This window comes from Bacteroidales bacterium, from assembly GCA_014860585.1.
Taxonomy (GTDB): domain Bacteria; phylum Bacteroidota; class Bacteroidia; order Bacteroidales; family 4484-276; genus RZYY01.
Genome location: JACZJL010000082.1, coordinates 1 through 14053 on the forward strand (window position 1 = coordinate 1; position 14053 = coordinate 14053).

Annotated in this window: 9 protein-coding genes; 4 read left to right on the top strand and 5 right to left on the bottom strand. The window is 42.4% G+C overall.

The genetic code is table 11. The features are described 5' to 3' along the window. Positions 1–329 (top strand): hypothetical protein (locus IH598_08250; GenBank protein ID MBE0638496.1); only part of this gene is annotated, 329 nt, incomplete at its 5' end. Positions 330–485: 156 nt separating this feature from the next. Here IH598_08250 and IH598_08255 read toward each other — a convergent pair. From IH598_08255 to IH598_08275, 5 genes are all read right to left on the bottom strand, one after another. After that, positions 486–2900: a TonB-dependent receptor gene (locus IH598_08255; protein MBE0638497.1), complete on the bottom strand. Its 2415-nt coding sequence runs from the start codon at positions 2898–2900 to the stop codon at positions 486–488. Between the two features lie 153 nt (positions 2901–3053). Beyond that, on the bottom strand, positions 3054–3590 hold the full coding sequence (locus tag IH598_08260) for a hypothetical protein (protein MBE0638498.1): 537 nt from the start codon (positions 3588–3590) through the stop codon (positions 3054–3056). A 41-nt stretch (positions 3591–3631) separates the two neighbouring features. Beyond that, positions 3632–5779 (bottom strand): cation:proton antiporter, encoded by a 2148-nt coding sequence (locus tag IH598_08265; GenBank protein MBE0638499.1) that lies wholly within the window; start codon positions 5777–5779, stop codon positions 3632–3634. Positions 5780–6006: 227 nt separating this feature from the next. After that, complete coding sequence (locus IH598_08270) at positions 6007–6984, bottom strand: mechanosensitive ion channel family protein (GenBank protein ID MBE0638500.1); 978 nt, start codon at positions 6982–6984, stop codon at positions 6007–6009. Positions 6985–6999: 15 nt separating this feature from the next. Continuing rightward, positions 7000–10026: a hypothetical protein gene (locus tag IH598_08275; protein ID MBE0638501.1), complete on the bottom strand. Its 3027-nt coding sequence runs from the start codon at positions 10024–10026 to the stop codon at positions 7000–7002. Between the two features lie 113 nt (positions 10027–10139). Between IH598_08275 and IH598_08280 the strand changes: the two genes are divergently transcribed. The 3 genes from IH598_08280 to IH598_08290 all read left to right on the top strand — a co-directional run. Continuing rightward, complete coding sequence (locus IH598_08280; protein ID MBE0638502.1) at positions 10140–10280, top strand: hypothetical protein; 141 nt, start codon at positions 10140–10142, stop codon at positions 10278–10280. Between the two features lie 32 nt (positions 10281–10312). Next, the gene (locus tag IH598_08285) at positions 10313–12496 is read left to right on the top strand and encodes a S46 family peptidase (GenBank protein ID MBE0638503.1); all 2184 of its coding nucleotides are present in this window, start codon (positions 10313–10315) and stop codon (positions 12494–12496) included. Between the two features lie 867 nt (positions 12497–13363). Beyond that, a partial coding sequence (locus tag IH598_08290; GenBank protein MBE0638504.1) for a hypothetical protein occupies positions 13364–14053 on the top strand: 690 nt, incomplete at its 3' end.

Sequence of the window (14053 nt, forward strand, 5' to 3'; positions counted from 1 at the left end):
TCTTTACAAGCATTTTGCAAGCCGATCCCAAAACTCATTTCTCCGGAAAGAAATACCTGGCTTTTGATACGATCTATACTTCTACACAACGGAACACCAGTGATGACCCGGCACAACTGCTCAAAAACGACAGCGAAGTGATTGTATATGCGATTCAGAATGAGGATTTTTCTTCGGCATTTTATTCCCGGAAAGGATGGTTCATTTACCGCACTTACATCCCTGAGCCGGCTTACAAGCAGACCGTGATCATTGATATTGCAGGCAGCGATTCAGCCATGATTGCCGGGTATTTTTATTCTGGCGAAACAAAAAAGATTATCAAATAGTTTGAAGAAGTCTTCAAATAGAACATCTTTAAGTGATTGCTGCTAATTTTCCGAACTGTGCTTCCCGATTCAACTTATTTAGGTATAGCTCCACACTCCTAAGTCCGTGCTTAAGATCTTCATCATGAAAATGAAACATGATTATGACAATGAAGGTTAAAAATTCAAAATGAGTGAAATAATGAAATTCCTTCCCGGAGCAACAAGGCCGGAGCTGTAAGGCCGGTAACGCTGGTCGGTGATGTTTTCGAGGCCGGCGCTGGCAGATAAATAGTCGGTAACCTGGTACATAGCTTTGAAATTCAGGGTGTGCCAACTGGGGGAATATGGATTTCCATTTTCATCCTCAGCATAGATCACATCCTTCTGTTGCTCTTCCGGATTCAGGTTTTCGTAGTTCACTTCGTTGCTGAACATCGTGTAGAGTTGCATGTTGATCCTGTTTTTGATATAAGTTAACCTTGCCACTCCAAACCAGGGTGCTGCATGACGCGAAGGACTGATCATACCATCGTCCATTTCTTCTTCACCGTGCTGGTAATTGAACCTTCCTGAAATGCCGAAACCTTGCCCAAGTTTGAATTCCAGCCCGGCATTTATACCGTAAACATTAGCCTTTGCGGCATTCTGTATGGCATAAACTTTACTCATCTCTCCGTTGTAAAGGATGCTGTCCTGACCATTTAATGTGTATTCTCTGCGTACCATTGCATCATCAAGCAGGGTATAAAAGCCGGTGATATCAATTTTTACTTTATCATTGAAAATCCGGGCAATGTTAATTTCTCCATTATATGCATATTCAGCTTTCAACTCCGGGTTGGGAACAATAACGTCACCAGCCTGGAAGTCGAACATTTTCCCGATATCATCAACATTGGGAGCGCGGAAACCGGTGGAGGCATCAGCGCTCAATGTCCATTCTGCAGAGGGTTTAAATACAACACCAACACTGCCTGTAACGGCATCATTGTTCAGTTCAACTTTGTTGTAAGGCAGCGGGTAAAATTCCAGCAGATCGCTAAAGTCTGATTCAATGGCGAAATGTGAATACCTCATTCCGGCCTGGAGCAGAGTTTTCTCAGAAAAACGGTATTGATAATTCAGATAGACTCCTGCTGACTGCCAGGTAGAGGCCGGATAACGGTCAGGAACGCGGATCGGAGCCCCGGTTTTTATGTTTTGAGCTTTGCCGTCAGAGACCACATCGTTAATGACATATTCGAAGCCATAGAATAATTTATGGTCACCGCTTAATTTAACAAAATCAACATTCATCGAAAGTGCTTCAACTTCTTCGGTCTGAGTGCGGAGCCTGGTATTGTTCAGACGTCTGTCGATCCGGCTCTCCCCGAAATTTTGAAATGCGATTCTCAAGTTCATCTGATTGTAAAAAAGGTTATCGCTTTCGTGGGTTATCCCGAGAAAATTCATCATCCACTTTTGGGGACCATAATCCCATACAGCATAAACAGGCAAACCGCTCGGCGATGTTTCGATCAGCCTGTCATAACGGGAATAGTTCGATGTTTCGGAATAATGAAACCCATATTGAATATCCCAGTGCTTATTTGGTTGGAAACGTACTTTTTGCATAAAATTGATCTGGGTATATGCCGTTGGATTTTGAATTTCCTGATTTTCGTTGGTAAAGACGTGGTCAACACTGTCAATACGCTGGACATAATAGGGTTTCAGGTATTCATCCGGTCCATTCTTACTTCCCATCAGCAGGTTGCTGTAATCATAGCTGGTGACGCTGCTGGTGAAGGCCCATTTTTTCCAGCCGGCACTGATATCAAAATGGCCGGTTTTCTCATTATTGGCAGATGAATAGCGCATTACGGCCTTTCCGGTTACCAAATGTTCTTCATTTTGCGAGAATTGAGGAGTAAGGGTTCTGAAACTCATTACGCCACCGATGGCGTCGCTGCCATAGATAATTGAGCCGGGTCCGAAAAAGACTTCCGTGTTTTCGATCGCAAAAGGGTCGAGGGAGATCACATTCTGGATATTACCTGACCTGAAGATGGCGGTGTTCATCCTCACTCCGTCGATGGTGTAAAGCAAACGGTTGGTTGCAAAACCACGTATCATCGGGCTTCCGCCTCCCTGCTGGCTTTTCTGGATAAAAACTTCGCCGGAAGTTCCAAGAAGGTCAGCTGCGGTTTGCGGATTTTGCAAAGCGACTTGTTTCACACTGATAGAGGTGATTTTGTTAGGAATGTCGCGTTTGTTCTGCTCCCATCGCGTGGCCGAAATCACGATTTCATCAAGCGACAATTGAGTTTGTGACAGTTTCACTATAAATCCATTTTGCTCGATTGCAGCATAACTCAGAATCATTGACTGGTAACCCAACAGCCTGATCTCTATCACTTCAGCGCCTTTGAAGCCTGAAAATTCGGCGTTCCCCTGCTGATTTGTTGTAACAGAAGTTTTAGGGCTTTCACTTACCAGACTTACTAACTGCAATGGTCGTCCGGTCTCTGCGTCTTTTACACTGATAGTTTGTGAAAATCCAATAAAGAATAACCCGATAAAAAATAGGGTTGATATTATTTTTTTCATTGTAAACCAGTAAAATAAGTGTTTGTGATCATTCAGAATAGTTTAAAAGCCGATACGCACCGGCAAATACTGCAAAATTTCAAAAAGCAAAAACTACCAGATCAGAAATATTTATGACTGACCGGCTATTCAGGCTGATTGATTTGCATGTAATTAACAAACATCCTGAGGGGGTGGTACCGGTGGGGGGAAAAAGAGTGAATTGTATTTTTCGGTGTAGAAGAACGTAATCTTCAACTGGTTGGTAAATTGTTGATCTTTTTGGCTGGTCAGATCATCAAAGTACAGGCCTTTGAAGAACTGGCAAATTTTATTGAGACGATCTTTGCTTTGCTCATTTTGCCCGGCAGCGTGGGCTAAAAGAGAATTTAATTTTTTGTTCAGATGCGTTTCTTCGTGATCCCACCAACAATAGTAGAACACCGAATCTTCTATTGCGACAGTTTCGACGATGTCGTACATTTCTCCGTTAAATTCAAACTCCTTTGAATGTTTCCAGTTGAGCAGGTTTAGTGTTTCCTCTTTTGTAAACCTTAATACTACAAGTTCATCCCTGTCAAGGCCAGCTATCATCTTCCATTTCACCTCTTTTTTCACCAACTGCCTTTTTACATGCAGCCATGTGAAAGTTCCTGCCAACGGTGCAATCAGGCAGAACAGAAGTGAGATGGAAATGAGTTTTTTCGACATTGAATTTTTTAATCCTGCAAAGAAAGTGAATTATTATGATTTTATTTCCTTTTAAACAATTTTGCAATGGTTTTGCCTATTTCATCCAATTCGCGGATGGGCTCCATGACCGAAGGGTTTTTGAGCCCGGTCGGGTCTTCATCTGCCACGCCGGTTTGCATGGGATAAACCAGGAGAAAATTATTGTCCTTGAAGTACTTATTGAGGTAAGTGGGAATTTTCACCATATTTGAGTGGTAGGAAGGGTGATCCTTCCGGCTCATAACAATCACGAGGTTGTCGTCAATGCGCACATTACGGGATAAAATCAGGAAGTCATCCCAATCGCTGAATTCGTAAAAAGCAGATTGAATCGGGTGTTTGAGATTAATATCCTTGATGAATTTTAGGGTTTGTGGTGACGAATAGAATAAAAGCGTAGCGCCGCTGTTGCGGGCAATATTCCAAACTTTGAGCAACCACAAAGGGAATCCGATTTCACGCTCAGCCCTGTCAGGGACAACGATTACATGCCTTTTGATGGTAGCAAGAGGCTGTGCGGGTTTGTAAATCAACGTGGTGCAGTTGCATTTGGTAAGGATGCCCTCGGTAAGGTTACGGATAAATGAATCGGACATTCCTTTTTCGTGCTGCAAGCCAAGCAGCAGGTCGCTGATCTTGTGTTCTTTCACAACGCTGGTAACCCCATTAACCATCGACATGTCATAACGCAGCAAATGATGAAGGTGATTGTCGGTTGCTGCAGCGGTTACAACAGCTTTATCAAGTATCTTTTTTGCCATTTTATCAGCTGCAATGTCCTGATTTTCATGATCTATAATATTAAGTGCAAATAGGCCGGTTTTGTTTTTCTTCGACTTGATCATTACCCCCAGGTTAACCATCTCTTCCACTGTGTCCTGGTCATTAATCGGAATTAAGATCTTTTCCATTTGATCGTCATCATCGGTCGTAACTTCAGCAGCTTCAGCGAGCGAAATGTTCTTTGCCCCTTTTTGGGTAACGAATGATGCAATGGTGCAGGTGACAAGGATCATCAGGATCGTGCCGTTCAGGATACTTTCACTTAAAAGCCTTATGGGCTCGCCGGTGGCGGTTTCACCTACAATGATGTTGTAACCAACAAGCACTGTGGCAAGGGTTGCAGCGGCTTGTGCATTACTCAATCCAAAGATCAGCCTGCGTTCGTCAATGGTGAATCTGAATGTTTTCTGCGTAAGCCATGCAGCGGCAAATTTTGAAATGGTGGCAATTACCGTCATCGTTGTGGCAACAAGTATCGTATCGAAATCCTTGAAAAATGCGCGATAGTCGATAAGCATGCCCACACCAATAAGGAAAAACGGGATAAACAGGGCATTTCCGACGAACTCCACCCGGTTCATCAATGGTGAAGTGTGAGGGATCAGGCGATTGAGAGAAAGACCTGCAAGGAAAGCCCCAATAATCGCTTCGATACCGGCTGCTTCGGCAAGAAATGCTCCCATGAAAACCAAACCGAGTACAAAAATGTATTGTGAGATATTGTCACTGTAACGTTTAAAAAACCAACGCCCTATGATAGGGAAGATCAGCATAACGATCAATCCGAAAACGACGATCGAAATGCTAAGCCTGATCCAGAATTCTTCATTGATTTCGCCTACAGCCATTCCGGCAATCACAGCAAGAACCAACAACGCCAGTGTGTCGGTGATGAGTGTACCTCCAACTGTAATGTTCACAGCCCTGTTTTTGGTGATGCCCAGTTGGCTTATGATAGGATAAGTAATGAGCGTATGTGATGCGAACATACTGGCCATCAATATTGAGGTATTCATAGGGAATCCGAGCAGGTAAAGCCCGGCGCCGGCGCCAAGCGTCATCGGAATAACAAAAGTGAAAAGGCCGAATATAATGCTTTTGCCACTGTTTTTCCTGAAATCGCCAAGATCAATCTCAAGTCCGGCTAAAAACATGATGTAGAGCAAACCCACTGTGCCAAACAGGATGATGCTGCTATCGCGGGGCATAAAATAAAAACCATTTGGGCCAATAATGGCGCCTGCAATGATCAGCCCGATCAGGTGAGGGATCTTTAGTTTATTGAAAAGAATGGGTGCAAATAGAATGATGAAAAGGATCAGGGCAAAGATAAGTACCGGATTCTTTAAGGGAAGACTCCACTCAATTATGGCTAAAAATATCATGATCAGTTGATGTTACCCACATGTTTTTGTCGCGCAAAATTAAAGATTAATTGCCTGCGAAAATTAATCCGGTGGAATATGAACTTCGAGTGATGACGATCCATTCACAAGTAATTTATTATCAAATGAATATAGAAACTGAGATTGGCAGACTTTAACTCCAGAATTTATGAGGCTGCAATGACTGTTTCGCAACCAAATGAATCTACCAGGTCGACTTCCCTGCTTCACTCTGCCCTGAATGCATCATCCTTACTAATAATGCCCTGAGTCAATAATTCCTTGAGTACGATCTCAGTCATGTCGCTTTTAAACTGGAACTCATAACGGATGTCCATTACATAAGCCTTCAGACGCATTTTGAGGTATGAACCCCTGTTGTTGATTTCATTAAAAAACACAACAACGATTGGCTTATTGAGGAAGATATATTTTGAAACCTGCGCTGCTTCAGTAGCAATTTTTCTAACTTTCTGGGTGTCTACATCAATCGGAAGATAAATTTCAGCCACTACCTGGCAGTTCAGCTCACCTGAGTTGGAATTGGAAACTGAGGTGTTCATCAACTCCATGTTGGGTACCGAAACAGTGGAATCGTCAGGAGTGACGATCCGTGTTGCACGAAGTCCGATCTGGATCACCTCACCGTAGTACTTTCCGGATTCAATTTTATCACCCACCTGAAAAGGCCGGTCAAACAACAGCATGATCCCCCCAAAGACATTTTTTAACAGATCCTGGGCAGCAAGACCAACGGCAATGGCCACCGAAGCGGTCATCGCGATCAGTGTTTCGATGGGTGGATTATAGATTCCACGTATGATGGCGAAAATTACAATCGACCAGATGATGATCCTGATGATGGGGATGATACTTTTGACGGTGATCCTGAATTTGGCACTTCTTTCAGAAAACAGCTCAAGTACTTTGACGAAAATTTTGATCATCACATAACCGATGATTATCAGTACAATAGTCCAGAAAATATTCGAAAAAGAGATGGCATCGAGCACATCGCCTGGTTTGCCGGCGAATTTTTCATTGGTGGCTGTATCTTCGCCATTTTCATTCTCAGTTTCAGTTGAAAGGTTTTGTTCTACCTGGGCCGAATCAACGGATAGCGAGGTGGATGTATTCAGCGCCGAAACCACGGAACCAAAAACAAGAAGCTGGATGAATAAAAAGAATAAAATTGATTTTTTCATTGTCATCGGAATTGATTAGTGGATAAAATTTCTAGAGGCCAGATAATCAGTTACCGGCTTGTAAATTAATGGATTGATGGTGAATTTGCTTTTGGGTCTGATCAGTATTCCCTTTTCATACATAGGAATCATCAGGTTTCGACTTACGTTGATGTTCTTATTCATTACCAATGCAAAATCTTCAAGTGTTAGCCCGTCATGAAGCAGTAATGTTTGCAGCACAAACAGATCGGGGTCTGTAAGGCTTTTTACAAACGTAAAATCTTTGTCGGTTATGGCTTCAATACTTATATTCTGTTCGGTAACGCTGAGGGTTGAGCGCAGCCAGTAAAGTTGCGCAAGGCTGATGTTTCCGCTGGACATGCGCCTAAGGTGTGCAAAATATTGCCTGCGCAAAAATAGTTGCTTTGAGTCGTCGTCCATTTTCTGAAAAGCTTTGTCTTGCAAATTATTTGCGTTCGGTTCAAAAAAAATCTGGTAACCACTCAGCCGGTTCCGTTTGAAAATAATTTCCTCGATGGTTTCCTTGCTCATGGGTTCGATGAAAATCTCATCGGTAAAGAAATTTGAAATCTGGATCGTCTTGTCGAGGAAATTCCATGTGTGACCTGTGAATGTACCAATCCAGAATACATTTCTGATCGTGTTTGTCATGAGGTCGAAAAACATGTTTATGCAGTCGAATCCTCCAACCCTTTTCAGGAAAAAGTGCTGTAGGTTTTCCATGACGATGATCCGAACGCTTCCAGATTTTTTAAAATATTCGATTACCTCCTGATTGGAACCAAAAGCAGGCTGCCCAAGCAATTGGCTGAAAAAACTTAAATATTTTTCGGGTGTGTAGACTTTTTCGGAAACATTGCATTGGATAACAGGGATATCATTGTTGATGCCACGAAGGAAATAATTGATCAGTGAAGTCACCCCACTCCCTTTTTCACCGATGATGGCTGTGTTGATAAATCGTTCTTTATTCCAATTATCAAGCGCTTGAGTGAGTTGATTGAGTTCGTTGTTCCTGTTTACAAAAAAGCGTTCTTCATCAGTTGGCTTGAGTGCATAAATACGCTGGTAAACAAACGGTAGCTTACTCACTGCTTCCTGCGTCTGGGAGATAAATTCAGTCAGCTCAAAAGTCACAAACTTTTTTACTGTGATAAAGCCAAACCTTATGCTGTATTCATCAACTTTTAACCGGATAAAACTCTCCAGGTTTCGTGTTTTACGGACAATCTCAGGTAATATCTGTTTGATTTGCCTTAACGTTTCTTTGCGTACCTGCTTCGATTTTTCGACTGCTCTTATCCGTGCAATCTTCAGTTGCAAGTCGAAAATCTTCTCCGTGTTTTTTAATTTTTGTATTTCACTGTCAAATTTGTTGACGGCACTCTTAATATCTTCTGAAAGAATATTTCTGCTGGCTGTAATTTTTAATCTGACCATTTCCAGATGGCTCATCGCACGATCAAGGCCTTCCTGTGCAACGTGTATTGCATCCTTAGGCGCTCCCTGTTTTTGATCAAGCAACATCAAAGCTGATTCCAGGTTGAAGTCAAATACTGTTCCCAGGGTAAGCAGATTTAACCTGGCAGTGTCTAAGTTGGTTTCCACAGCAGATTCAACGACATCAAGGCTTTCGGAGAGATGAGCAAGCGCTTCAAAGTTCAATAACTCGCGCGGAGATATCCAACTGATTTCTGAATCCCGAATCGGCCGGTCATATGTTTTATTTCTGACGAATGCTCTTTTATCTGATACATGTTCAGCAAAGGAAAGCGTCTGCACCCTGAAATGTTCGATATCATCAGAAAAGCAGCCGGTAAGCTTTTCGATGATCTGCGACAACATGGTATCAACCAATTCATCAGCCACTCGTTTGCGTTCAGCAGAAATCGTCTCCCTGGTTTTCTTCAGTGATGTACCCGATTGGCGGATGATTTCACTGCTTTGACTGATGAAGTCAGCAATCTGTTTGAAGGATGGAGTGAGCTGGTCGGTGATATACTCATCAATCCTGATCTTGAGCTTGGCATACTCATTAAAGACAGAATAATAAAGCAGGGTCATCTCAACATCCACAGTCCAATCTTCAAGCAAGGTAAAATGAGCATTTTTCCATTGGTTGATGGTTTGGGAAGTCACTGCCCCGATCTTTTTTTTCTTTTTCCCGATCATTTCCGGTTTGAACATTTTAGCCGGAAGATCCGCTTTATTCACCTTGAGGTATGCCTCTTCGAGCTGGTTGAAAGTTTCTACCGTCAACAGGTGAATATTTTCCCTGAAGGATTCCAGAAGTTGTTTCTGAATCTCGACTGGCTCCTTAACAAACTCAGTTTGCAACTCCTCAATTTTAGTTTTTCCATCACCACCTTGCAGAAGGTTCAGAAAAATTTCGTCCATTTTGTTGCTAACCTGCCACATAGGAATGAAGTGCTCACTTCTGATTTTCATCAGACTTTTATATTGTTCCAGAATCCCGGTAGTGTAATGGTTAACCATGAATTCTATGGCCATATCGCGGAAAGGAATCTTTCTGATTCGGCGATTTTCAACAGGAGTAAGGTTGAAAAGCTTCCGTACGTGGTTGGCTGCTTTTATCACAACTAATCTGAAGGATATACCAATGTTGCTGAATCTTTTCTTGAGACGCAGCCATCGTTTTTCTTTACTGGTGATAGGATACCGCTCAATTCTTTCGGGCGAAAAAATGGTTTCGGGTAATTCAGCAGCCATCTCTTTTGCAACCACTTCGATTCTATCAAGGATGGCTACAAATCCCTCAAATTCAGTGCTTTTTCTGGTTTTACCCAGAAGCCCAAACAGCTCCTTCTCGCTGTTTCTTATTTCCTCGGGATCTTCAGCCGAAATGGATTTACGTTTGATGATATCAGAAAACCTTTGGACGATTTGCGTAAATTCCTCACCTATCCGGTGATGTTCCACAATCTTTCCCAGAAAATAATCAATAACGGACGTCTCTGCTTTTTCCACAAAAGCCTCAAAAACCTGATTAACATCATCTAACTTAAAATGTGGGTTCATATCGCTATTTCTGTCTGCATTAAATCGTAAAAGTAATATTTATTGACAAAATCCTTTCCCGTCGTATTGGCCTTAAAAACAATGTTTAAATTTGCAGCGCCAAAAAGCACCTTATGTACGATATTGAGCAAATGATGATGCTTTTCCGAACACAAGTTACCCCTGACCATTCTGCAACAGGTAGAAGTCAATTGTCTGGTAATGAAGTGTTTTATCAAGGTGGCACAGTAATGGCTTATCGCGTTGAAATTTAAACAAACTTCATTTTTATTTAATCACCTTTAGCATGAAAAAGTTTTTCTTATCACTGATTTTGGCCGTTTTTATCGGCCTGAATTTTAATTTCGCATCCGTCAGGACGGACGAGGGGATGTGGTTGCCCATGTTTGTCGAACGTCTTAACTGGACTGATATCCAAAAGATGGGGCTGCAACTCTCCATTGAGGAGATGTACAGCATCAACAATTCGAGTTTAAAAGATGCTATTGTTGGGTTGGCAAGCGGAAGCGCACCTTCAGGTTTCTTCTGCACCGGTGAGATCGTGTCGGACCGTGGATTAATGTTTACAAATCATCATTGTGCTTATGACCTGATACAAAATCACAGCACCATTCAACATGATTATCTGACCGACGGTTTTTGGGCAATGACCCTGGAGGAAGAACTGCCAAACCCCGGGCTTACCGCATCATTCCTGGTAAGGATGGAAGATCTTACTGAAACCATCACTTCGCAATATACTGATGAAATGACTGATGAGGAGAGACGTGCAAAATTCCGTGAAATCACTACACCCATTCGTGAGGCAGCATCCGAGGAAGGCAAATATGATGCGATCGTAAAAAGTTTTTACAACGGGAGTGAGTATTACCTGTTTGTTTACCAAACTTTTAAAGATGTCCGGCTGGTGGGTGCACCTCCTTCATCCATTGGAAAATTTGGGGGTGACACCGATAACTGGATGTGGCCGCGTCATACCGGTGATTTCTCAATTCTCAGGGTTTATACAGCACCTGATGGCTCACCGGCTGAATATGCCAAAGAGAATATCCCGCTTAAACCCAAACATCATCTGCCTGTTTCTTTAAAGGGATATCAAAAAGATGATTATGCGATGATCTGGGGATATCCGGGAAGCACTGAGCGCTATCTTACTTCCTATGGAATCGAATTTGCCATCAACCAAAAAAATCCTGCCATCATTGATGTATTTGGTACGCTGCTCGAAACAATGAAAGTTCACATGGATGCTGATGATGCAACCAGAATCAAGTATGCCTCAGATTATGCAAGCCTTGCCAATACATGGAAGTATTTTATTGGCCAAACCCGTGGTCTGAAGCGTTTGGATGTCAAGAGCCAGAAAGAAGTTATAGAAAAGGATTTCACCAACTGGGTGAGCAGAAGTGCCGCCCCTTTGCCCAAGTATGGCGATGTATTGAAGAATATTGAAGCCGGTTATGCGAAAATGGAAAACCTGGTGACCCCATTTTATTTTATGGCTATTGGTTCTGGTAACATCGATTTCATTGGACTGGCACAACAAGCCGCTCCTCTGGAGGGGTTCCTTCAAAATCAAAAGGAAAACAAAGCCCAGATTGATCTTACCATTGAAGCACTCAGCGCTACAGCAGATGAATTTTTTGGCGATTACGATTACGAGATGGATCGGGATAAACTTGCAGGTTTGCTCAAACTCTTCAAAAGAAAATTGAATAACGAACAGTTACCCGAAGTGTTTACAACCATCAACACTGTCTTCAAAGGCGATGTTGATGCCTATGTGAACGATCTTTACAGCAAGTCAATCTTCACCAATAAAGACCGTTTTGCAAAGTTCCTCAATAAGCCCGGGAAAAAAGCCCTGGCTAATGACCCCGGTTTCAAACTTACCCAGGCCTTTACTTCCGGAATGATGAAATACCAGGGTGACTTTATAAAAGGGCAATCGGAGGTTGACCGTAACATGAAGAATTTTATTGCCGGCCTTCGAACTATGAATCCCGATGTTAAATATTTTCCGGATGCCAACTCCACCATGCGTTTTACCTATGGAACCGTAAAAGATTATTATCCGGCTGATGCCGTGCACTACGACTACATTACCTACCTTGACGGGGTGATGGAAAAAGAAGATCCCACAAATGAAGAATTCATCGTGGATAATAGACTGAAAGCGCTGTTCGAGAAAAAAGATTACGGCATGTATGGTGTGAACGGTAAGATGATCGTTAATTTCCTTACCACGAACGATATCACCGGAGGAAACTCCGGAAGCCCTGTCATCAATGGCAAAGGCGAACTGATCGGCATTGCCTTCGACGGCAACTGGGAAGCCATGAGTGGCGATATTGCCTTTGAAGACGAACTGCAACGCACCATCAACGTTGATATCCGTTACGTCCTGTTCATCATTGATAAATTCGCCGGGGCGAAGCATCTCATTGACGAAATGACTCTTGTAAGGTAGCGGGATTATCGCAGTACTGTGTAAGAATCTAACCATTCGTGGTGTAAATGTGAGGAGGAGAAATGGAGGCAATCGCCGCCCTTTCTCCTCCTTTGCTTTAAGGATCTGGAACAAAAAAGACAATGAGATTTCTCACGATCTCTCTGGGTTCCGATCGTTAGAAATGACAGTTAATTAGGGGTTTAGGGGGTTCAGAGAGCGGGCGCAGAGCGCCCGCTCTCTGAACCCTTCCATTTAACGCAAACCTGTCATTTCGACCTGAAAAAACGGAACGCAGTGGAGTTTTTGAAGGGAGAAATCTCCTTACATTTCATTCAATCAATTGCGAAAGGGCAAGGAGATTTCTCACTCCCTCACAGTGTTTCGGTCGTTCGTGCTATAGAGTTTTTGAAGGGATAAATCCTTACCTGCCGGACTAAATAATGAGCCGGGGTAATTGAACGTCAAGCCGGACAACCATCATGCTTCTTATTTAGAACACTTAAAAATTTCATCCTTTATCCTATACTTTAAAATATCACAATTTGATTCCTTAAAATATCCCAATCCCTAAATTGACGCCAATTCTTCAAAATTGGAAAATACAACAAACCGTAAATCAGTGCTTAACGGGGTATAAATTGGTTATGTTAAAAATTTGGTTTACAGGCCATTTTGACTTATCTTCGCAACGGTTTTCAAAAACATCATTTTCATTATGGAATTTTTGTAAATCTTTAATCGATTGGTTTTGGTGATTAGTTTAGGTTTTATAACCTGCAAAAACCATCACCGGGCGTCGGGCAAATGCAGCAGGTTTTGTCGCTCTTTTCACACAGACAATGAATTGAAACACATAAATTTATTCAACACAAAAAATAAATAGTTATGAAAACAACGACGACATTCATTTACAATGTTTTAGCAGCCGTGGCTTTGCTGCTGTGCTCGATGCAGGGATTTTCGCAGGATTGTGTAAGTTGCGACACCCTGATGAAGAATATCAGGTTAGGTTTCAACAACACAGTTAACAATTCATGGGAGGAGCAAACCATCCTCGGCAACAACAATACCACATCCCAAAACAATGCTGTAGTTATCGGAACCAACTCAATGGCGAGCAGAAGTCATTCATACATATTTGGCAGCTTCTCTGAGTCCAATGGACTTCATTCTTATGTAATTGGATCAAACTCTATAGCTGATAAGACAGATAATTTCGCCATAGGCAATACCGCACAATCAATGTCTGGTAATGGATTTGCTATTGGAAATTATACTAAATCTTTTGCTGAAGGTGCATATGTTTTGGGATTAGGCAGATCACTTTCAATCCCTTTAGAGAATACTGTTAAGAATAGCCTTGCTATTGGTTTTAAAAGTAATGTCCCCACGCTTTTCGTTAGTGAATCACCTGATGTTAACCGCACCGGCAGTATCGGCATCGGCAACGTAACCGACCCTCAGGCTAAACTGCACATCCGCGCTGATGAGGAAGAACATGCTACCTTGCGGCTGGAGGCTACCGGTAGCAATAAACACTCGCGACTTTACTTTTCTGATGATATTTACCTCACG

Bases quoted from the DNA above. Each gene is read 5' to 3' on its own strand.
- IH598_08255 (MBE0638497.1), bottom strand. From the start codon at position 2,900: ATGAAAAAAATAATATCAACCCTATTTTTTATCGGGTTATTCTTTATT.
- IH598_08260 (MBE0638498.1), bottom strand. From the start codon at position 3,590: ATGTCGAAAAAACTCATTTCCATCTCACTTCTGTTCTGCCTGATTGCA.
- IH598_08265 (MBE0638499.1), bottom strand. From the start codon at position 5,779: ATGATATTTTTAGCCATAATTGAGTGGAGTCTTCCCTTAAAGAATCCG.
- IH598_08270 (MBE0638500.1), bottom strand. From the start codon at position 6,984: ATGAAAAAATCAATTTTATTCTTTTTATTCATCCAGCTTCTTGTTTTT.
- IH598_08275 (MBE0638501.1), bottom strand. From the start codon at position 10,026: ATGAACCCACATTTTAAGTTAGATGATGTTAATCAGGTTTTTGAGGCT.
- IH598_08280 (MBE0638502.1), top strand. From the start codon at position 10,140: ATGTACGATATTGAGCAAATGATGATGCTTTTCCGAACACAAGTTACC.
- IH598_08285 (MBE0638503.1), top strand. From the start codon at position 10,313: ATGAAAAAGTTTTTCTTATCACTGATTTTGGCCGTTTTTATCGGCCTG.